This window comes from Croceibacterium segetis (genome assembly GCF_011320115.1).
Taxonomy (GTDB): domain Bacteria; phylum Pseudomonadota; class Alphaproteobacteria; order Sphingomonadales; family Sphingomonadaceae; genus Croceibacterium_B; species Croceibacterium_B segetis.
This window is the reverse complement of record NZ_JAANOZ010000007.1, coordinates 29312-50039: the sequence shown is the minus strand read 5'-3', so window position 1 is coordinate 50039 and position 20728 is coordinate 29312. Positions and strand designations below refer to the sequence as shown.

The 20728-nt window shown below is 66.0% G+C and carries 22 protein-coding genes; 15 read left to right on the top strand and 7 right to left on the bottom strand.

The features are described from left to right. Nucleotides 1-66: 66 nt before the first annotated feature. From G7B69_RS09735 to G7B69_RS09725, 3 genes are read left to right on the top strand one after another with little or no spacing between them, the layout of a single operon-like run. Nucleotides 67-435: a hypothetical protein gene (locus tag G7B69_RS09735; RefSeq protein WP_166178676.1), complete on the top strand. Its 369-nt coding sequence runs from the start codon at nucleotides 67-69 to the stop codon at nucleotides 433-435. Nucleotides 436-479: 44 nt separating this feature from the next. Further along, complete coding sequence (locus G7B69_RS09730) at nucleotides 480-1466, top strand: aldo/keto reductase (protein WP_166178674.1); 987 nt, start codon at nucleotides 480-482, stop codon at nucleotides 1464-1466. Then, a complete protein-coding gene (locus G7B69_RS09725; protein ID WP_166178672.1) occupies nucleotides 1466-2278 on the top strand; it encodes a CmcJ/NvfI family oxidoreductase in 813 nt (270 codons plus the stop codon). The genes G7B69_RS09730 and G7B69_RS09725 overlap by 1 nt, the downstream gene beginning before the upstream one ends. A 188-nt stretch (nucleotides 2279-2466) precedes the next feature. Here the strand turns inward: G7B69_RS09725 and G7B69_RS09720 are convergent, their stop codons facing one another. The 7 genes from G7B69_RS09720 to G7B69_RS09690 all read right to left on the bottom strand — a co-directional run bounded on the left by G7B69_RS09720 (nucleotide 2467) and on the right by G7B69_RS09690 (nucleotide 9760). After that, complete coding sequence (locus tag G7B69_RS09720; RefSeq protein WP_166178670.1) at nucleotides 2467-3708, bottom strand: serine hydrolase domain-containing protein; 1242 nt, start codon at nucleotides 3706-3708, stop codon at nucleotides 2467-2469. Nucleotides 3709-3724: 16 nt separating this feature from the next. Next, nucleotides 3725-4591: a dienelactone hydrolase family protein gene (locus G7B69_RS09715; RefSeq protein ID WP_166178668.1), complete on the bottom strand. Its 867-nt coding sequence runs from the start codon at nucleotides 4589-4591 to the stop codon at nucleotides 3725-3727. A 116-nt stretch (nucleotides 4592-4707) separates the two neighbouring features. Further along, nucleotides 4708-5106, bottom strand: coding sequence for a TadE/TadG family type IV pilus assembly protein (locus G7B69_RS09710; protein WP_166178666.1), 399 nt, complete (start codon nucleotides 5104-5106; stop codon nucleotides 4708-4710). Continuing rightward, the gene (locus G7B69_RS09705) at nucleotides 5103-5576 is read right to left on the bottom strand and encodes a TadE/TadG family type IV pilus assembly protein (protein WP_279323162.1); all 474 of its coding nucleotides are present in this window, start codon (nucleotides 5574-5576) and stop codon (nucleotides 5103-5105) included. Before G7B69_RS09705 ends, G7B69_RS09710 begins: the two co-directional genes overlap by 4 nt. Nucleotides 5577-5583: 7 nt before the next feature. Next, nucleotides 5584-6846, bottom strand: a complete 1263-nt coding sequence (locus tag G7B69_RS09700; protein ID WP_166178662.1) for a pilus assembly protein TadG-related protein — start codon at nucleotides 6844-6846, stop codon at nucleotides 5584-5586. A 197-nt stretch (nucleotides 6847-7043) separates the two neighbouring features. Beyond that, nucleotides 7044-8258: a serine hydrolase domain-containing protein gene (locus G7B69_RS09695; RefSeq protein WP_166178660.1), complete on the bottom strand. Its 1215-nt coding sequence runs from the start codon at nucleotides 8256-8258 to the stop codon at nucleotides 7044-7046. 20 nt (nucleotides 8259-8278) lie between these two features. Further along, nucleotides 8279-9760 carry a lignostilbene-alpha,beta-dioxygenase gene (locus G7B69_RS09690; protein WP_166178658.1) on the bottom strand — a complete coding sequence of 494 codons (1482 nt, stop codon included), beginning with the start codon at nucleotides 9758-9760 and terminating at the stop codon, nucleotides 8279-8281. Between the two features lie 98 nt (nucleotides 9761-9858). On the opposite strand from G7B69_RS09690, the gene G7B69_RS09685 reads away from it, so the two are divergent. From G7B69_RS09685 to G7B69_RS09630, 12 genes are all read left to right on the top strand, one after another. After that, complete coding sequence (locus tag G7B69_RS09685; protein ID WP_243415104.1) at nucleotides 9859-10296, top strand: Saro_0803 family transcriptional regulator; 438 nt, start codon at nucleotides 9859-9861, stop codon at nucleotides 10294-10296. A gap of 30 nt (nucleotides 10297-10326) precedes the next feature. Further along, entirely contained in the window at nucleotides 10327-11703 is a 1377-nt protein-coding gene (locus G7B69_RS09680; protein ID WP_207785994.1) for an MFS transporter, read from the top strand. 15 nt (nucleotides 11704-11718) lie between these two features. Then, complete coding sequence (locus G7B69_RS09675) at nucleotides 11719-12831, top strand: S-(hydroxymethyl)glutathione dehydrogenase/class III alcohol dehydrogenase (RefSeq protein WP_166178653.1); 1113 nt, start codon at nucleotides 11719-11721, stop codon at nucleotides 12829-12831. 13 nt (nucleotides 12832-12844) lie between these two features. Continuing rightward, nucleotides 12845-13228: a VOC family protein gene (locus G7B69_RS09670; RefSeq protein ID WP_166178651.1), complete on the top strand. Its 384-nt coding sequence runs from the start codon at nucleotides 12845-12847 to the stop codon at nucleotides 13226-13228. Nucleotides 13229-13255: 27 nt separating this feature from the next. Next, on the top strand, nucleotides 13256-13639 hold the full coding sequence (locus G7B69_RS09665) for a VOC family protein (protein WP_166178649.1): 384 nt from the start codon (nucleotides 13256-13258) through the stop codon (nucleotides 13637-13639). Nucleotides 13640-13645: 6 nt separating this feature from the next. Next, entirely contained in the window at nucleotides 13646-14023 is a 378-nt protein-coding gene (locus G7B69_RS09660; protein WP_166178647.1) for a VOC family protein, read from the top strand. 174 nt (nucleotides 14024-14197) lie between these two features. Then, nucleotides 14198-15031, top strand: a complete 834-nt coding sequence (gene fghA, locus G7B69_RS09655) for an S-formylglutathione hydrolase (protein ID WP_166178645.1) — start codon at nucleotides 14198-14200, stop codon at nucleotides 15029-15031. 4 nt (nucleotides 15032-15035) lie between these two features. Next, nucleotides 15036-15464: an NAD(P)H-dependent oxidoreductase subunit E gene (locus tag G7B69_RS09650; RefSeq protein WP_166178643.1), complete on the top strand. Its 429-nt coding sequence runs from the start codon at nucleotides 15036-15038 to the stop codon at nucleotides 15462-15464. After that, entirely contained in the window at nucleotides 15464-17008 is a 1545-nt protein-coding gene (locus G7B69_RS09645; protein ID WP_166178916.1) for an NADH-ubiquinone oxidoreductase-F iron-sulfur binding region domain-containing protein, read from the top strand. Before G7B69_RS09650 ends, G7B69_RS09645 begins: the two co-directional genes overlap by 1 nt. After that, nucleotides 17005-17535: a molybdenum cofactor guanylyltransferase gene (locus G7B69_RS09640; RefSeq protein ID WP_166178641.1), complete on the top strand. Its 531-nt coding sequence runs from the start codon at nucleotides 17005-17007 to the stop codon at nucleotides 17533-17535. Before G7B69_RS09645 ends, G7B69_RS09640 begins: the two co-directional genes overlap by 4 nt. Continuing rightward, entirely contained in the window at nucleotides 17525-20374 is a 2850-nt protein-coding gene (gene fdhF, locus G7B69_RS09635) for a formate dehydrogenase subunit alpha (protein WP_166178639.1), read from the top strand. Before G7B69_RS09640 ends, fdhF begins: the two co-directional genes overlap by 11 nt. Continuing rightward, nucleotides 20371-20652: a formate dehydrogenase subunit delta gene (locus tag G7B69_RS09630; RefSeq protein WP_243415103.1), complete on the top strand. Its 282-nt coding sequence runs from the start codon at nucleotides 20371-20373 to the stop codon at nucleotides 20650-20652. The genes fdhF and G7B69_RS09630 overlap by 4 nt, the downstream gene beginning before the upstream one ends. Nucleotides 20653-20728: the final 76 nt, after the last annotated feature.

Here is a 20728-nt window from a genome sequence, read left to right as displayed (position 1 = left end):
CAAACGGGCTTGCCTAAGCGGCGAATTAACCGGAAACCTGTATTGGGGGTCGCTGGGAGAGAAACCATGGCGAAGCTCGATTCCAGTTTGGCGGAAGCCGAACAGGTCTATCGCGACATGCGCAAGCTGGCGGACAGCGGCGACACCGAAGGCAAGAAGAAGCTGGTGCAACTGCGCAGCCGCTACGCCATGCTGATGCTCGACATCCTCCAGGCGCGGAAGATCGACGAGCGGATGCTGAGCGACGCCGAGCTGGCGAAGGAGTTCGACAGCCGCTTCTTCGAGATGCGCCAGACGCTCGCCAACCACCAGGCGAAGTGGCGGTTGCAGTCGATCGAGGACGATACCTCCGGTTACATGGCCTCGGCGGCCGGGCTCAACCGGGCGCAGGACGATTTCTACCACTGGGCGCGAGGCAAGTTCGCGCAGCGCTGACTTGCGGCCTCGCGCCGACGAATCGATGAAGGAACGACGCGAGAATGCTCCGTACGATTGCCGGCAAATCTCTCCACCCCGTGGGCCTGGGGTGCATGAACGTCTCATGGGCCTACGGCACCCCTCCAAGCCACGATGAGTGCGTCAGGCTGCTGCGGCAGGCCGTCGATCTCGGTTACGATCACTTCGATACCGCACGAATCTACGGCGCCGGCCAGAACGAGGCGCTGCTTGCCGAGGCGCTAAAGGGCCGCCGCGAACAGGTGTTCCTCGCCAGCAAGACCGGCATCGTCGTCGATGGACCGCGCCGCGGCGTCGACTGCAGCCCCGAATACATCGCCGCCGACATCGACAAGAGCCTGGCGCTGCTCGAGACCGACTTCATCGACCTCTACTACATGCACCGTTTCGACCCGAAAGTGCCGATCGCAGATTCGGTAGGAGCGCTGGCGCGGGCGATCGAGGCGGGCAAGATCGGCGCCTATGGCGTCTCCGAGTGGTCGAGCAGGCACGTGCGCGAGGCCCACGCGGTCCATCCGATGGCCGCGGTGCAGACCGAGTTCTCGCTATGGACCCGCAATGTCGAACTGGGCGTGCTCGATACTTGCGAGGAGCTCGGGATCGCGCTGGTCGCCTTCAGCCCGCTCGGCCGCGGCGCGCTGTGCGGCGTGCTCACCGATCCCTCGACGCTCGAGGAGAAGGACCTGCGCACCAAGATGCCGCGCTTCCAGCCGGACAACTGGCCGCAGAACCTGATGCTGATCGAGCAGTTCGTCGCTCTCGCCGAGCACGCCGGCGTGACCCCGGCGCAACTGGCCTTGAAGTGGGTCCTGTCGCGTGGCGAGAACGTCCACGTGATCCCCGGCACGACCAACCCGCAGCACCTCGCCGACAACGTGCGCGCCGCCGACATCGACGTCAGCCAGGCGGTGCTCGACGAGGCCGACCGGCTGATCAATCACGACACCGTCGCCGGGCACCGCTATCACGATGCGATCAAGCCGACGATCGATACGGAGGAATTCGCCTGATGAGCGCCGAAGGCACTGTGCGCGCCGCAATCGGTTACACCGAACGCACCGACAGGAAGCCGTTCTTCTATGCCAATGCGCACGAGAAGGATTACGTGCCGCTCAAGCCCGCCGAAGTCGAAATTACCGACGCGCGCGGGCTCGACGCGGATCTCGATCGCGAGGGCTTCGTCCTCGTCAAACACAAGAGCGCGGTCGAGGACCTCACCGATCTCGAGGCGGTGGCGAAAGTCCACGCCGGCGAGATCGCCGAACTCCTCAAACGAGTCACCGGCTGCGACCACGTCGACATGTTCTCCCGTGGAATCCTGCGTTTCTCCGAACGGCTCGGCGAGAACGACAAGCACGACAACTCGCACCCGGCGCGCTTCGCCCACGTCGACATGTCGAAGGACGCCGCCGCCGCGGCCCGCGCGAAGGGTGCGCCCGAAGGGAAGACCGTCGTGCGCAGCGCCCAGTACAACGTCTGGCGCGCGCTTTCCGGAGCGCCACAGGACGTGCCGCTCGGTCTGTGCGCGTACCCATCGATCCAGCCCGGGGACCTGATAGACTGCGAGGCGATCTTCGACCCGCCCGGTGGCGCGCCCGAATGGAGCTTCGGCAACTACGTGATCGAGTACAACCCGGCACACCGCTGGTATTACTATTCGAACATGCAGCCCGACGAGGCCATCGTGTTCAAGACCAGCGAGAGCGATCCGGCGCGCGCGCAGCTGATGCCGCATGGAGCGTTCGACAACCCTCTCGCCCCACCCGATTCGCCGCCGCGGATTAGCCTGGAGATGCGCGGGACCTGCTACTGGTTCGGGTGAAACCGGCGCAAATCCGCGCCGCACGAGGGTAACTTCGCGTTAACCACGTTCGGTGACGCCGAATTAACCAGCCAGGGCCGATTCTGCACTTGCGCCGCCCGGGTGGGAAGTCTCCAGGTCCCTCGACTTTCGGTTCGAACGGCTCGAAAAGATACAGGCGGCTCGGAGACGAGCCGCCTTTTTTTCGTTCAATGTCCGCCGTAGCCGGGGCCGTAGATGGCCTCGCGGATGTCGTGGTGCAGCGAGCCGTCGAAGGGGGTCTTCTGCGTCGCGAAGACGACCGCCATGTCGTTCGCCGGATCGACCCAGAACAGCATCGAGGGGTAACCGTCCCAGAAGAACTCGCCGACCTCACCGCGATTCTCGGCGGCGTCCTTCGGCGCGCTGGTGCGGACGAAGAAGTCGAGCCCGAAGCCGCCCGAGCCCTTGCTGCCGAGCCACTGGCGCTCGGTGATGCGCGGGTCGAGCTCCTCCGTCGCCATCAGCTTGACCGTCGCCGGTTGGAGTACGCGCACCCCGTCAAGCTCGCCCTGCCCGAGCAGCATGCGGGCAAAGCGCATGTAGTCGTCGATCGTGGTGACCACGCCGGCACCGCCTTCGGTCATCGGCTTGCCCGCGAAATTGTGCACCAGCCATGCCTCGTCGGCCATCCGCGTCAGCCTCGGGCCGTCGTAGATCGCCGCGAGCCGCGACTTGATGTCCGCGCCGCACTTCCAGCACGAATGGGTCATCCCCAGCGGCTTGAATATGTGCTCGGTCACGTACTCGTCGAACGGCTGGCCCGAGAGCACCTCGACCAGCCGCGCCTGCACGTCGACGCCGGGGCTGTAATGCCACTGCGCGCCGGGATCCGACAGCAGCGGTACTTGCGGGAGAATCTCGGCGAACTGCGCCAGCGTATGGTCGGGCGAAAGCGGCTGCAGCTTGTCCCACACCGCATCGGTCGGGTGTCCCGCATTGCCGTAAGTAAATCCGGCGATGTGGCGCATAATGTCGCGAACGGTGATCGGCCGGATCGGCGCTCGCAGCTTCATCGAGCCGTCCGGGTTGATCCCGTCGTAGACTTTCACCTCGGCGAACTGCGGCAGGTAACGCGACAGCGGATCGTCGAGGCCGAACTTGCCCTGCTCCCACAGCTGCATCAGCGCGACGCCGGTGACCGGCTTGGTCATCGAGTAGATCTGCAGCTGTGTATCCCGCGCAAACGGTCGCGCGGCCTCGCGGTCAGCCAGGCCGGCGCTGGCGTAGTGCTGCTCGCGTCCGTCTCTCCAGATCAGCACTTCGGCCCCGGCGACGCGGCCCTTGTCAACGAAGGACTTCAGTTCGCGGTCGACTCGCGCCGGGTCGAGGGTGACCTTGCCCTCGCGTGCGCCGGCCGCTTGCGGCGTGAGCATCGCGCAAGCCGCCAACGCGGCGACGGTCCTCCTCATCCCCGGGAACACTGCCTCAGAGCGCTTTGGCGTACAGCGCGAGGAGGTTGCTCCATGCGCGGTTCGCCTCGGCCTCGTTGTAGACCGGCGAATCCGGCACGGTCCAGCCGTGGTCGGCCTGGTAGACCTCTACGGTGGCCGGGCGCCCCGCCGCCTCGGCCGCCTTCTTGATCGCGTCCTTAACCTCGGGCTTCTGGGCATCGTCGTTCTTGGCCTGGGCGATCAGGAAGCTCGCCTTGGTCTTCGCGAAGAGGGCGTCGGGGCTGTCGGCGCCGCCGTCACCCCACGCGTTGCCGCCGTGGAAGGAACCGCCCGCCTTCACTCGATCAGGCACGGCGGCTGCGGTGCGCACGGTCCAGGTGCCGCTCATGCAGTAGCCCTGCGTGCCGATGCCCTTCCTGGTGTCGACCGAGGGCTGCTTGTCGAGCCAGGCGACCACCGCCTTGGCGGTTTCGGCGACTGCGGCCGGCGTGTTGTGTGCCATCCACGGGCCGACTTTCTGGAAGCCGTTGTCCTTGCGGAAGGCGTCGAAGTCGGCGAACTGCGGCGCCGGCGTGTCCTTGTAGAAGGGATTGGGCACGATTACCGAATAGCCCGCGCTCGCCAGCCGCCGGGCCATGACCTTGAACGCATCGCGCAGCGAAGCGATGTCGGGCCACATGATCACGGCCGGATGCTTGCCCTTGGCCGGGTGGACGAAGAACGCGTCCATCGTTCCGCCGGGCGCCTCGAACTTGACCATCGATTCGGCGAGAGCTCCGTCGGCGGCCAGCGCGCTGTCGATCGGAACATAGGCGGTAGCGAACGCCGCCAGGGCGCCCATCGCGGTAAACTGGCGGCGGTTGACCCCGCCCATCTCGGTCAATTGGTCGAGCTCGCACATGATTTTTCTCCCATCCTTCCCGTCGGATGGAGAATAGCGCGGCAGCGGCGAACGTCCAGCGGACTATGCGCCGGGAAATCTACGCATCACGGATGAAGCGCAGCGTCGGCCCGCGACTACACCTGGTAGGCGCGACGAGTGTAGGTCAAGTGGACGCCGGGAGTGCGGTAGAAGCCGAAGTCGAGCGTCAGCGTATAGCCCATCGTGATATCGACGTATGCCGATCCGTTGGTCGTGCCGTGAGCGAATGTAGGGGCGGTGATGCCGCTCGCGGCCATGCCGTAGTCGTGGGCGAGGATCTTCGCGCTGATTTGGCTGTCGCTGGGCCGCGGATAGATCGTCGCATAGCGAGCGCCGGATTCGACGCCTTGGGCGATCCCGGCGTGGGCAAGGCCGAGTATTCCCAGCTGGAAGATGCCCATCAGCAGCAGGACGACGACCGGGCCGGCAATCGCGAACTCGATCGCGGCGGTGCCGCGGCAGTCGCTCGCGAGAGAAAGGTTCCGCCGGGTCATTGCAGCCTCAGCGAGGAAAAGCCCTGGAAGGGGATAGAGCCGCCCGGGGCGACGCTCGCGGGTAGCAGCGGCGCCAGCATCGGAGTGTAGGAGTTGCTGATGCGTACCGAGACGTAACGTCCGATGATCTGCCCGTCGGCACAGCCGGTGTCGAACGTCCCCTGCGTCGCTCCGTCGCATTCGAGCCACTTGGTCACGGCCACGTTGCCCGTCGAAACGTGCGCCGCGGTCGCGGCTTCTGCCTGGATGTCGGTGGTCGAAAGCTTCTCGAGCCCGGCTACGGTCGCGTACTCCATCGCCCGGTCGGCCGCCTGCTGGGTCTCCATCTTGGTCCAGACGGCCATTGCCATGTCCGAAGCGCCGGCCATCAACATCAGCATGACCGGCAAGAAGATAACGGTTTCGACGATGCTGACACCGCGGCAATCGCCTCGCAGGCCTGAGATCGACGCGTACAAACGGGCAAGCATTGTCAAATCATCCGACCAGATACACGCGCGTGCCGACGAAAGCGTGCGCCCCCGAATTGACCGGACAGGTATTGACGATGCTGTTGTTGCCGGTGAACGTCACCCGGCGGCTGACCAGCTGGACGCAATCGGTCGCCATGCCTGAATCGCCGGAGAAGCTCAGATCCTGTGATTTGAAATAGAACCCGCCCTGCAGCTTCGAGGACGAATTGCCGTTGACGGTGTTCGATCCGCCGGCTGGCGCCCTGCGGTCCTGGTAAAACAACACCCCGGCATAGGTACCGGTGGTCGTGGCCGTCAGGTTCACGGTCGCCCCGCCATTCATCGACAGCGATGCCACCGAGCTTGGGGTGCTCGCCGCCGTGCTGCTGGTGAGGATGAAAGTCACGCCGGTACCGTTGAGCACCGCTTGCGATCCGAGACTGACCGAGCCGCCGTCGATGTAATAGATACCGGACGCGAGGTTGACCGTGCCCTTGATATCCATGCCCTTGTAGCAGGTGACGCCGGTCGGGTTGGTTACGTTGACCGTGTTGTTCGGGTTCACGTTCAGCTTGGCATTGCACGGCGAAGGAACGGTCGGCGTCGGCAGGCTGCTGTATGGGTCCCTCTGCGGCACTGTATAGGGCAGCAGGACGGTGCCCGACGTGTAATTCGCGGTCGCCTTGAGCCCGCCCACGGCGGCGACGTGGGATGCGGTGATGGTCGAGCTGCCACCGGCGGTCACGGCGGGCACACCTTTTGAATTCGTCGCGAGGCCGCAGCCCATGTTGACGACCGCGCTGCCCTGCATGGTGATGCCGGTCGCGCTCGAGCTTTCGAGCGACACGACGCAATAAGTCCCGTTGGTGAGCGACGCCGCGGTAGCCTCGGCCTTGACGGTGGTCGGCGAGCGCAGGAACATGTTCGAGAATGGCAGCGAACTGGTGGTAGTCAGGGCGACACGGACGGCCTCGGTGTTGCCGGCGTAGGAGCCCGTCGTGGGCGGGCGCTCGATTACCGGCGCGGCCGTCAGCGTGAGCAATCCGTCGCGCGTGAGCGAAGCGTTGGCGGCAGTCGTGGCGCTGGCCCCCTGGGCGCGGGCAAAGGCTCCCGCCAGCGCTGCCGAATCGGCCTCGCGCTGCATCTGCCGCTGCATCAGCGTCCATTGGATCGAATCCATCCCAAGGCCGGCGGCGCCGATCAGCGCGGGCAAGGTGACCGCCACGAGAACGAGCGCGTTTCCGCTGCGGTCGTCGAAGATGGGCCGGAGGATGCTCTTTATCTTCATGCGTGTTACCCGCGGAAAAGCAGCGTTGCAGCCGCCCTGCTGAGATCACGCAGTTAGGTAAAAAAGGTGTGAATTGGCTCCCTTAATAGATGTATTCAGACAAATGATAGCCGTTATTACTATATGCCACGGTATCATTAGTAGTAAGCCAAACTAACTTTCGTTAGGTTTCTTCCGAATAAATGGTCCCATTTCGATCATCTCGTGGGTGTGTGGGCTAAAGCCTTGAAGAAGGCCACCGTCTCCGGCCGTACGTTTTCGGGTTCCGCCGGCGGATAATAACTCAGCTTGACGATTACCGTGCGGGTTTGCGGGCTGACGTAGATGAATTGCCCGGCCAGGCCGACCGCCGAGAATGCGCCGGGCTCGTCGTCGACTTGCCAGGTGAACAGGCCGTAGCCGGGCATCGGTCCGCCGGTCGGCCGCACGGCCGCCATCTGCTGGACCCAGCCGGCCGGAAGGACCTGCCGGGTGCCGCGCTTGCCGTCGTCGAGCATCAACTGGCCAAGCCGGCCGAAGTCGCGCAGCACCGCGTTGTAGCCCATGCCCGACAACTCGCGTCCGACTGGGGCGGGTCCGTCGGCGAGCCAGAAGGCATCGGCCTCGGGGCCGAGTGGGCCCCACAGGTTGGCCTGCGTGAAGTCGGCCAGCTTCATGCCCGTCGCGCGTTCGAGCACCCAGCCGACCACGAAGGTATCAAGCGTCGAGTAGTTGAACGTGCTACCGGGCGCGTTGGCGCGCCTCGTCTGCAAAGCGCCGTCGGCGAAGCGTATCTTGTTGAGAATGATCGCCTGCTCGTGGAGCTTGCCGGCAAAGCTCGGGTGATCGCCGAAATCGTAGCGTTCCTGGTAATCGACGCCCGAGCGCATCTGCATGATCTGGCGGATCGTCACGCCGTCGTAGCCGCTGCCCTTGAGCTCGGGCACGTACTTGTCGGCGCGATCGTCGAGCGAGCCGATCTTGCCCTGCTCGAGCGCGATGCCGACGAGCATCGCCGTGATAGTCTTGGCCATCGAGAACGAGATGAAGTGGGTCTGCGCGCTCGACTTGTTGCGATAGTCCTCGAACACGATCTTGCCGTCGCGGATCACCAGCAGCGCGTTGGTGAAGGTGTCCTCGGCGAAGCGATCGTAATCGCGCGTCTCGCCGCCGAACTGGATCGAGGGCATCGCCATCGGCGCCCCGCGCGGCAAGTCCCACACAGGGCCCGCCCGCTTCACCGCGCGCGATTCGAACACCCGGTCGGTATCGCGGAAGGTGAAGCTGTTGATCTCCGGATTGAGCCACTGCCAGCGCATCTTCACGACCGCCGGCGACGGCCCCTGCGCGGGCGCTTGCTGCGCCGTGACCGGCGCGCACAAGGCCAGCGCTGCGGCAAGCAGCGCCGCCTTGGTCAAACCTGTTGTCCTCATTCCCCTCCCCTTCGAAAGCCTCAAGCCGGTTCGAGTTCCTTGAGCCCGATCGCCTCACTCGGCGCAAAGTTGCCGTGGAGGCCGAAGCGCAGGCGGATCGGCACCTGGACGGTGGCGATCGGGCCCTTCTCGATGTCGAGGGCGTCGAACAACAGGAGGTCGCTGCGGTGCTCTTCGAGGCGGTTGCAGACCTGGACGATCCAGCCGTCGCCTTCGGGCGCGTCCTTCGAACGCGGGATGAAGCACGGTTCCTGCAGGCTCGAGACCGGGCCGCACCACCAATGCTGTTCCTTGCCGGTCTCGAGGTCCTTGAGGAACAGGCAGTTCATCAGGAAGCCGCCGGCGCTGCCGCCTTTCAGCTCGCAAGGCCGGCTCATATCCATCTCCAGGCCCCAGCCGTAGCGGTTCCTCATGCCGGTAAAGCGGTCGTCGATGCGCGGAAACTCGGAGGAAGTCTCGGTCAGCTGGGTGACGGCGTCGAAATCCTCGCCGTTGCTGGCGAGGTCGACCGTCCAGTCGGTCAGCTTGCTCATCGCCTCGGCGGGGTTGAACGCCGCGCCGTGCACGTCGGGGAAGAACGGGAACATGTTGTTCTTCGCCTCGCAGGTCAGGAAGTGGATCTTGGTCCCTTCTTCCCACGCGTTGAGCACGTGGCTGGCGAAGCAGTTGTCGCGCTTGAACCAGCGGATGTCTTCCGGCTTCAGGTCGTCGCGCCGCGGGATGACGCCGAGGTAGACCGGCAGGGTGGTGTCGAAGCCGAAGTGCGGCAACCCCTTCTCGAGCCGCTCCCACGATCCGATCGAGGGCACGATGTGCAGGATCAGGTAGTTCTCGGTGATCCCGAAGTCGTGCATCATGCAGTAGTAGGGGACCTTGAACCACTTCTCGCGCACCAGCTCGCCGTCGGGGCCGATCTCCATGTACGAAACGTCGTCGGTGCACAGCCCGCTGGCGGCATAGCCGATCGCCACCATGTTGCCGGTCCTGGGGTCGATCTTGGGGTGGGCGGTGAAAGTCTGGCTCTTCATCGCCCCGTCCCAGGTCTCGAATGCCTCGGTCTCCATCGTCACCGGATCCATGATCAGGCTCGGGCTGTCTTCCTTCATCGCCCACAGCTTGCCGGCGTAGATCCAGGCGTTGGTGTTGGCGGTCGAGCGGTACATGCCCTTGGTGCTGGGATCGTCGGTCAGCGGATTGCGATACATCCCGAACAAGCCGCGTCCCGCTTCGTGCTCGGCTTTCCACTTGTCGGTCTTGGCCCAGCGCTGGCGGAAATCGCACCGCCCGTCGTGAAAATGGAAGCGGGTTATCATCCCGTCGCCGTTGAAGGCGATGTCGTCGCCGAGCATCGGCGGAAACTGCGGGTCGGGCTGGACCCGGAAGAACGCGCCGTCGAGCTCGCGCGGGATCGTCCCGGTGTGCTGAAGATCCTCGATATCGGCCTCGATCCGGCTCGGCGTGTTGAACCCGGTGAACGACGGGGTGTCGGGAAACTGTGACATGCGCTTGTGCCTCTCCTTGCGCCCGATTGTATGCTCCACTAACAATTAGGCAATATCATAAGAACGGTGAGGGATAGAGGGTGGCGCCAGCGACGGCTTTGACCGGAGACAAGGACAGCGAGCTCGGCGAACTGGCCGACATCGTCGGATTCCACATCCGTCTGGCCCACGTCGCGGTCTACCGCCATTTTACCGAGACCTTCTGCGACCTCGACCTGACGCAGAAACAGGTCAGCGTGCTGTGGCTGGTCGACGATCACCCCGGCATCTCGCAGATAGCGGTGGGCCAGCGGCTGCAGATGGACCGGGCGACGACGATGACCATCGTCAACCGCTTGCAGGAACGCGGCTACCTGCGCCGCGAGCGCTCGACCAGCGACGCGCGCAAGCAGGCGCTCTACCTGACGACCGAAGGCCGCGCGGCGCTCGCCACGGCCAAGGGCTGCATCGGCGAGCATGAGGCGTGGCTCAAGAGCCGTTTCACGCCGGACGAAGTCAAAAAACTGGTGGAAATGCTCGCGCGAATCCACGATTGATCTGCGCGCATTCCTGGAGAGGAACCTGACATGGCTGGACCTGTAGCGGGCACGAACCCGATCAAGGTAATCGACGACAATCCGATGGGCACGCGGCAGTGGATCGTCGTCGTGCTGATGATCTTCCTCAACGCGCTCGACGGGTTCGACGTCCTCTCCAGCGCCTTTTCCGCGCCCGGCATCACCAAGGAATGGGGCATTCCGCGCTCCGAGCTCGGCATCGTGCTTTCGGCCGAGCTGTTCGGCATGGGCTTCGGCTCGGTGATCCTCGGCGGCGTAGCCGACAAGATGGGCCGCAAGCCGGCGATGCTCGGCTGCCTGGTGATCATGGCGATCGGCATGTACATGGCCCACGCCGCGACGGGGGTCGACAACCTGACGATCTGGCGCTTCCTCACCGGTCTCGGCATCGGCGGCATGCTCGCGGCGACCAATGCGGTCACCGCGGAGGTCTCGAGCAAGGAGGGCCGCAGCCTCGCGATGGCGCTCTACGTGATCGGCTATCCGGTCGGCGGCGTGATCGGCGGCTTTGCCGCGCAAAGCTGGCTGCTGGTCGACTACGACTGGCGCGCGGTATTCCTGTTCGGCTCGGTGGTCACCGCGCTGATGATTCCGCTGGTCATGCTGCTGGTGCCGGAAACGCCGGCCTACTTCGCCGCCCGCCGGCCCGAGGGGGCACTCGACAAGATCAACCGATCGCTGCGCGCGCTCCAGCAACCGCCGATCGACGCGCTGCCCGAGCTTTCCGCGACGGCGCCAAAGCCGAAGGTCACCGACATTCTCGCCGACGCCCGCCTGCGCCCGGTCACGCTGCTGCTGGCGTTCGGCTATGTGTTCCACACCATCACCTTCTACTACATCCTCAAGTTCGCGGTGCAGATCGTCGCCGACAGCGGCTTCACGCAGCCCCAGGCCGCGAGCACGCTGACCTGGGCCAACATCGGCGGCGCGGTGGGAGGCTTCCTGTTCGGATTCCTGCTGCGCAAGTGGGACATCAAGGGCCCGACGATCGTCTGCGCGGTGCTTGGCTCGGCCGCCGTTGCCGCGTTCGGCATGGGCAGCGACACGCTGTGGGGCTGGCGCCTCGCCACTTTCCTGACGATGTTCTTCCTCAACGCCGCGATCGTCGGCTACTACGCCGCCTTCGCCCGCGGCTTCCCGGCCTTTGCCCGGGCGACCGGAACCGGCTTCGCGCTCGGCGTCGGCCGCGCCGGGGCGGCGGGCTCGCCGATCATCGCCGGGTTCCTGTTCACCTGGCTCGGCGGCGGCAACCAGCACTTGTTCCTGGTCTCGGCGATCATGTCGATCGGCGCGATCCTCGGCGCGGGGCTGATCTGGCTGCTGCCGATGCGCGACCCGGATTACGAGCACCCGTCGATGGTGCCCGTCGGCGCCGCGATCGACTAACCGGAGAGCTTACGAATGAAATCGCGTGCCGCCGTAGCCTTCGAGGCCAAGAAGCCCCTCGAGATCGTGGAACTCGATCTCGAGGGGCCGAAGGCCGGCGAGGTGCTGATCGAGATCATGGCCACGGGCATCTGCCACACCGACGCCTACACGCTCGACGGACTGGATTCCGAAGGCCTTTTCCCGAGCGTGCTCGGCCACGAGGGCGCGGGGATCGTGCGCGAGGTCGGCCCGGGTGTAACCAGCGTCTCGCCCGACGACCACGTGATCCCGCTGTACACCCCCGAATGCCGGCAGTGTAAGTCGTGCCTCTCGGGCAAGACCAACCTGTGCACCGCGATCCGCGCGACGCAGGGCAAGGGGCTGATGCCCGACGGGACCAGCCGCTTCTCGTACAAAGGCGAGACGATCTTCCACTACATGGGCTGTTCGACCTTTTCGAACTTCACCGTGCTGCCCGAGATCGCCGTCGCCAAGATCCGCGACGACGCGCCGTTCAAGACCAGCTGCTACATCGGCTGCGGCGTCACCACCGGCGTCGGCGCGGTGGTCAACACCGCCAAGGTCCAGGTCGGCGACAACGTCGTGGTGTTCGGGCTCGGCGGGATCGGCCTCAACGTGATCCAGGGCGCCCGGCTCGCCGGCGCCAACAAGATCATCGGCGTCGACATCAACCCCGACCGCGAGGCCTGGGGCCGCCAGTTCGGCATGACCGAGTTCCTCAACACGCGAGGAATGAGCCGCGAGGACATCGTCGCCAAGGTCGTCGCGATGACCGACGGCGGCGCCGACTATACCTTCGACGCCACCGGCAACACCGAGGTCATGCGCACCGCGCTCGAATGCTGCCACCGCGGCTGGGGCACCAGCGTGATCATCGGAGTGGCCGAAGCGGGCAAGGAAATCGCCACCCGGCCGTTCCAGCTCGTCACCGGACGCAACTGGCGCGGCACCGCGTTCGGCGGCGCCAAGGGGCGGACCGACGTCCCCAAGATCGTCGACTGGTACATGGACGGCAAGATCCAGATCGACCCGATGATCACCCACGTCCTCTCGCTCGAGGAGATCAACAGGGGCTTCGACCTGATGCACGCGGGCGAAAGCATCCGCAGCGTCGTCCTATTCTGACGAAGGAACCGACATGTTCAGTCACGTGATGCTCGGAAGCGACGATGTCGCGGCTTCGAAGCGCTTCTACGACGCCGCGCTGGGCGCCCTTGGCGTGCCCCCGGGCGAGGTCGACGAGCTGGGGCGCGCGGTCTACGCGCACGACGGCGGCCGCTTCGTCATCCGCACCCCGCTGAACGGCGAGCATTCGAGCGGCGCCAACGGCGGCACGCTGGGCTTCCAGGCCCCGTCGGCCGAAGCGGTCGACGCCTTCCATGCCGCCGGGCTCGCCGCGGGCGGCACCGCGATCGAGGACCCACCCGGCCCGCGCAACGCAACGGGCGGTCGCGTGCTCTATCTCGCCTATTTGCGCGACCCGGGCGGCAACAAGATCTGCGCCCTGCACCGCCTCAAGTAATTCCAAGCCACTCCAGAGAGGATTCCCATGTTCAACCACGTCTTCCTCGGCACCAACGACATCGACAAGAGCCGCGAGTTCTACAACGCGACGATGGGCAAGCTCGGTTATGCCGGCCATGAGCTGCCTCACGGCACCGTCTATGCGAGCGAGGAAGGTTCGCTGATCATCGCCAAGCCGCTCAACGGGATGGAAGCGACCGTCTCGAACGGCCACACTCTGGGGCTCAAGGCCAGGGATTACGCGACGGTCGATGCCTGGCATGCCGCCGGCCTGTCGCACGGCGGCATCGACGAGGGCGCCCCGGGCTTCCGCGCGAACTCGCCGGGCAACATGTATGGCGCTTACTTGCGCGATCCCGACGGCAACAAGATCTGCGTCTTCACTCCCAACGCCGGCCCGAAGGAGTAACGGCGGATGTTCACTCACGTGATGGTCGGCACCAACGACCCCGACAAGGCGCGCGCGTTCTACGACGCGGCGCTCGGCGCGCTTGGCATTTCCGGCCAGCACACGCCCAAGGGGGCGTTCTACGGATCGCCGGAAACGGGCATGTTCGGCGTGACCACTCCGCGCGACGAGCAGCCGGCCACGCACGCCAATGGCGGCACCATCGGCTTCCAGGCCAGGGACCGCGCTGCGGTCGACGCCTGGTACGCTGCCGGCATGGCCAACGGCGGCCGCGACGAGGGCCCTCCGGGCGAGCGGGAATACGGCGATCCGCCGGTCTACGGGGCCTATATGCGCGATCCCGACGGCAACAAGCTGTGCGCCTTCTGCGCGCCGGGGAAGTAGCCCTTCGAGACGGGGCTTCGGAAGCGAAGCTGGCCAAAGGCCAACGCTCGTCTCGAAAGGCTGCCTCGACGCACGGACCAAATTGATTATTTCCGAAATTGCGCCGCTTAGGGTTCAATCTTTCGCCGATTGCGGTTACCGGCCTGTTCGAGAGAGCCGACCCGAAGGATTGAAATGGAGCGCGTAAGCGAGTCGCTGTGCTTTGGCGGGAGCCAGGGGGTCTATACGCACCTCTCCTCCGCCACCGGCACGCCGATGACCTTCCAGGTCTATGTTCCCGCGCACACGCCGGGCGAGAAGCTGCCGGTTCTGTGGTGGCTCTCGGGCCTGACCTGCACGCACGAAAACGCGATGATCAAGTGCCACTATCATCGCGCCTGCGCCGAGCATCGCGTGATCCTCGTCGGGCCCGACACCTCCCCGCGCGGCGACGACGTGCCCGACGATCCGGCCTACGACTTCGGCAAGGGCGCCGGGTTCTACGTCGATGCGACGCAGCAGCCCTGGTCGCAGCACTTCCGGATGCGGACTTATATCGAGCAGGAGCTGCCCGCGCTGATCGCCGAGGCCTTCCCGGTCGACATGCAACGGCAAGGCATTTCGGGCCATTCGATGGGCGGGCACGGCGCGCTGACGGTCAGCTTGCGCAATCCAGGCCGGTTCCGCTCGACCAGCGCCTTCGCGCCGATCGTCAGCCCGATCAATTGCCCGTGGGGGCAGAAGGCGCTCGGGGGCTATCTCGGCGACGACATCGTCGCCTGGCAGCCATACGACGCCTGCGCGCTGATCAAACAGGGTGCGCGGATTCCCGAGCTGCTCGTCGACCAGGGCACCGCCGACAACTTCCTCGACGTTGAGCTCAAGACACATTTGCTGGACGAAGCCTGCCGAAGCGCGAATATCGCCGCCACGATACGGATGCAGGAAGGCTACGATCATTCGTATTTCTTCGTGTCCAGCTTCATCGACGACCATGTCGCCTGGCACGCAGAGAGGCTGAAGGGCTGAGAGAATGAGTACCAAGGAGCAAAAGATCGGCGAGATCGTCGCCGAGCATCACCGGCGGGAGGGCGCATTGCTGCCGGTCCTGCACGCGGTGCAGGCCGAATTCGGCTGCGTCGACGCCCAGAGCGAGGCGCTGGTCGCCAAGGGCCTGAACCTATCGCGCGCCGACGTCCACGGCGTCGTCAGCTTCTACCACGACTTCCACGACCAGCCCGACTTGCGCCCCGTCGTGCAGGTCTGCCGCGCCGAGGCGTGCAAGGCGCGCGGGGTCGAGCAAATCATCGACCAGGCGACCGCCGCCGCGGGCGACCGCGTGAAGGTCCAGACCGTCTATTGCCTCGGGCTGTGCAGCTCGGGCCCCGCGGCCCGGGTCGGCGACCGTCTCCACGCCCGGCTTGACGGCCCGGCGCTGGCGCAGATTGTTGAGAACGCGTGATGATCATTCGCATTTCCGACGACGCCCTCGCCCGCGCGCTCGGCGCCGACGAGCTGGCCGCCGCCTTCGCCGCCAAGGGCCACGAGGTCCAGCGCACGAGCAGCTGGGGCATGCAGTGGCTCGAGCCGCTGGTCGAAATCGACGGCCAGGGCTGGGGCCGCGTCACGCTCGAAGACGTCGACGACATCCTCGAAGGCGGCGCGAGCGAGATCGCCATCGGCGAGATCGAGAAGCACCCGTTCATCGCCAAGCAGCAGCGGCTGACTTTCTCCCGCGCGGGCAAGACCCGGCCGCTGAGCCTCGAAGACTACGAAGCGACCGGCGGCTGGAGCGGCCTCAGGCGCGCGCGCCAGGTCGGCTCCGAACAAATCCTCGCCGAGGTCACCCAGTCGGGCCTGCGCGGGCGCGGCGGGGCGGGGTTCCCGGCGGGAATCAAGTGGCAGACCGTCGCGAAGGCCCAGGGCCCGCAGAAGTACATCGTCTGCAATGCCGACGAGGGCGACAGCGGCACCTTCGCCGACCGCATGCTGATGGAAGGCGACCCCTACCTCCTGATCGAAGGCATGGCGATCGCCGGCGAGGCGGTCGGGGCCGACAAGGGCTACATCTACATCCGCAGCGAATATCCCGATGCCATCGCCAAGATGGAGAAGGCGATCGAGCTGTCCGCCGGTCTCGTCGCGCCGTTCGAGCTCGAAGTGCGGGTCGGCGCGGGCGCCTACGTCTGCGGCGAGGAGACTTCCCTGCTCAACAGTCTCGAAGGCAAGCGCGGCGAAGTGCGCGCCAAGCCGCCGCTCCCCGCCATCGAGGGCCTGTTCGGCAAGCCGACGGTGGTCAACAACGTGCTCACCCTCGCCGCCGTGCCGCACATTCTGGCTGAAGGCGGCGCGAGCGCTTACGAGCAACTCGGCCTCGCCCGCTCGAAGGGCACGATGCCGATCCAGCTGGCCGGCAACATCAAGTACGGCGGCCTGTTCGAGACCGCCTTCGGCGTCACGCTGGGCGAGCTGGTCAACGAGATCGGCGGCGGCACCGAGAGCGGCCGACCGGTCAAGGCGGTGCAGGTCGGCGGCCCTCTGGGCGCCTACATTCACCCGGACGATTTCGGCATTCGCTTCGACTACGAGGAATACACCGCCGCCGACGCGCTGATCGGCCACGGCGGGATCACCGTGTTCGACGACACCGCCGACATGGGCGCGATGGCGCGCTTCGCGATGGAGTTCTGCGCCGCCGAGTCCTGCGGCAAATGCACCCCGTGCCGGATCGGCGCGGTGCGCGGGGTCGAGGTGATCGACCGCATCCGCGCCGGCGGGCGCACGCCCGATCATGTCGAGCGGCTCGACGTGATGCACAACGCCCCGCGCCACGGCCGCAGCCAGGAGCAGGAGATCGGCCTGCTGACCGACTTGTGCGAAACGATGAAGTTCGGCTCGCTCTGCGCGCTCGGCGGGTTCACCCCGTTCCCGGTGATGAGCGCGCTCAAACACTGGCCGGAGGACTTCACCGGCAGGGCCGCGGCGGAAGCCGAGGCCGCCGAGTGATCCTGGGCGTGGTCCTCGCAGGCGGCCAGTCGACGCGGTTCGGCAGCGACAAGGCGCTCGCCGAGCTCGGCGGGCGCACGTTGCTGGCCCGCGCGGTCGATTCGCTCGACGGCTTTTGCGAATACGTCGTCGTCGCCGGGCGCGAGATGGCCCCGGCGCCGACGATCCCCGACTGGCCGCGCGCCAACATGGGCCCGCTGGCCGGGATCGCCGCCGCGCTGCACCTGGCACAGGACGAGAACTACGAAGCCGTGCTCAGCTGCGGGGTGGATTCGGTCGACCTACCGGAAAACCTGCTCGAAATGCTCTCCCCCGCGCCCGCCTATCTCACCGACCAGCCGGTCGTCGGGCTGTGGCCGGTGGGAGCCTGCGCCACGCTCGAGCGTATCCTCGAAGGCGATGGCCGGCACTCGATGCTCGCTTTCGCCGAGGCCGTGGGCGCACGTGCGGTGAAAACGAAATCGCAATCTGCTAATATCAACACGCCCGCCGACCTGGCGGCGATGGAGCAACGTCATGGGTTATGAACGCCAGAAGGATTTCGGGACTCCCGAATCCCGGTCGACCGAACAGGTCACGCTGACGATCGACGGACGCGATGTCACGGTCCCCGCGGGCACCAGCGTGATGCGCGCGGCGAGCGAGAGCGGCGGGAAGATCCCCAAGCTCTGCGCCACCGACAACATGAAGTCGTTCGGCTCGTGCCGCCTGTGCCTGGTCGAGATCGAAGGCGCCAAGGGCACCCCGGCGAGCTGCACCACGCCGGTCGCGCCGGGCATGGTCGTGCACACCCAGACGCCGCGCCTCGAGAAGCTGCGCAAGGGCGTGATGGAGCTGTACATCTCCGACCACCCGCTCGACTGCCTGACCTGCAGCGCCAACAACGACTGCGAGCTGCAGGAAGAAGCGGCCAACGTCGGCCTGCGCGACGTGCGCTTTGGCTATGACGGCGACAACCACCTTGCGCTCGCGACCGACCATTCGAACCCGTACTTCGACTTCGACCCCTCCAAGTGCATCGTCTGCAGCCGCTGCGTGCGCGCGTGCGACGAGGTTCAGGGCACGTTCGCGCTGACCATCGACGGGCGCGGCTTCGCCTCGATGGTCTCGGCTGGGCAGGACGAGGACAACTTTCTCTCCAGCGAATGCGTCAGCTGCGGCGCCTGCGTGCAGGCCTGCCCGACTGCGACCTTGCGCGAGAAGAGCGTCAAGGCGATCGGCCTGCCCGAGCGCGCCGTGGTCACCACCTGCGCCTATTGCGGCGTCGGGTGCACTTTCCGCGCCGAGATGCGCGGCGAGCAGCTCGTCCGGATGATGCCGTGGAAGGACGGCAAGGCCAACCGCGGGCACAGCTGCGTCAAGGGCCGCTTCGCCTATGGTTACGCCAACCACAAGGACCGGATCCTCAATCCGATGATCCGCGAGTCCATCGACCAGCCGTGGCGCGAGGTCAGCTGGGAGGAGGCGCTGAGCCACACCGCGAGCAAGCTCAAGGCGATCAAGGCCGAGCACGGTCCGGCCGCGCTCGGGGGGATCACCTCCAGCCGCTGCACCAACGAGGAAACCTACCTCGTGCAGAAGCTGGTGCGCGCGGTGTTCGGGACCAACAACGTCGATACTTGCGCCCGCGTCTGCCACAGCCCGACCGGCTACGGCCTCAAGACCACCTTCGGCACCAGCGCCGGCACGCAGGACTTCGACAGCGTGATGGACGCCGACGTGATGATGGTGATCGGCGCCAACCCGACCGACGCCCACCCGGTGTTTGCATCCCGCATGAAGCGCCGCCTGCGCCAGGGCGCCAAGCTGATCGTGATCGACCCGCGGCGGATCGACCTCGTGCGCAGCGCCCACATCGAGGCAGCGCACCACCTGCCGCTGCAGCCCGGCACCAACGTCGCCGTGCTCACCAGCCTGGCGCACGTGATCGTCACCGAAGGCCTCGCCAACGAAGACTTCATCCGCGCGCGTTGCGACTGGGACGAATACCAGGACTGGGCCCGCTTCGTTTCCGACGAGAAGCACAGTCCCGAGTTCCTCGAGGCCGTCACACGCGTACCGGCCGAGGACGTGCGCAAGGCCGCGCGGCTTTATGCCACCGGCGGCAACGGCGCGATCTACTACGGACTCGGCGTGACCGAGCACAGCCAGGGCAGCTCGGCGGTGATCGCCATCGCCAACCTTGCCATGTGCACCGGCAACATCGGCCGCCCCGGCGTCGGCGTGAACCCGCTGCGCGGGCAGAACAACGTGCAAGGGTCCTGCGACATGGGCAGCTTCCCGCACGAGCTGCCCGGCTATCGCCACATTCACGACCACGAAGTCCGCGCGCTGTTCGAGAAGGACTGGGGTGTCGCGCTCGATCCCGAGCCGGGCCTGCGCATCAACAACATGCTCGACGCGGCCTGCGACGGCACCTTCAAGGCGGTCTACATCCAGGGCGAGGACATCCTCCAGTCCGACCCCAATACCAAGCACGTCTCAGCCGGGCTCGAGGCGATGGAACTGGTCATCGTGCATGACCTGTTCCTCAACGAGACCGCCAACTACGCGCACGTATTTCTGCCGGGTTCGACCTTCCTCGAGAAGGACGGCACCTTCACCAACGCCGAGCGCCGCATCCAGCCGGTGCGCCAGGTGATGGAACCGGCCAACGGCTATGCCGACTGGGAAGTCACCCAGCTGCTCGCCAACGCGCTCGACGCCGGCTGGAGCTACACCCACCCGAGCGAGATCATCGACGAGATCGCCCGCCTGACGCCGAGTTTCTCCGGGCTCAACTGGGACAAGCTGCTCGAAGTCGGTTCCGTCCAGTGGCCGATCAACGAAGCCCATCCCGAAGGCTCGCCGGTGATGCACGTCGAAGGCTTCGTGCGCGGCAAGGGCAAGTTCGTGGTCACCGAATACGTGCCCACCGACGAGAAGACCGGCCCGCGTTATCCGCTGCTGCTGACCACCGGGCGCATCCTCAGCCAGTACAACGTCGGCGCGCAGACCCGCCGCACGGCGAACGTGATGTGGCACGAGGAAGATCTGCTCGAGATGCACCCGGCCGACGCCGAGAACCGCGGCCTCAAGACCGGCGACTGGGCGCGGCTCGCCAGCCGCACCGGCGAGACGACGCTGCGCACGCTCGTCACCGACCGCGTCGCGCCGGGGGTGGTCTACACCACCTTCCACCACCCCTCGACCCAGGCCAACGTCGTCACCACCGACTTCTCCGACTGGGCGACCAACTGCCCCGAGTACAAGGTCACCGCGGTGCAGGTCATGCCGTCGAACGGTCCGAGCGAGTGGCAGGAGGAATACACCGAGCTTTCCGAGCGCAGCCGCCGGATCGATCCGGCCATGGAGCCGGCCGAATGAGCTCGACGATCGAGACGCTGCGGCGGATGGCCGGCGACATCGCCCGCAATTTCGAGGCGATGGGCCACGATCAGGCGGTGCTCGCCACGGCGGACCATATCTACCAGTTCTGGGACCCGCGGATGAAGGCGATGATCTTCGCCGACGACCATTCGAAGCTGATCCCGATCGCCCGCGACGCGATCGAACACCTGGCCGAAAAGGGACACCCGGGCTCGCAGACCCGCGCGACCAAGTGGAATGATGTCGATGGAGTCGGTCGTTCCGACGCGGGCTGACGCTCCACGTCGCGCCGAAGTGAGATGATTTACATCCCTTCGTCATTGCGAGCGAAGCGAAGCAATCCGGGGCGGT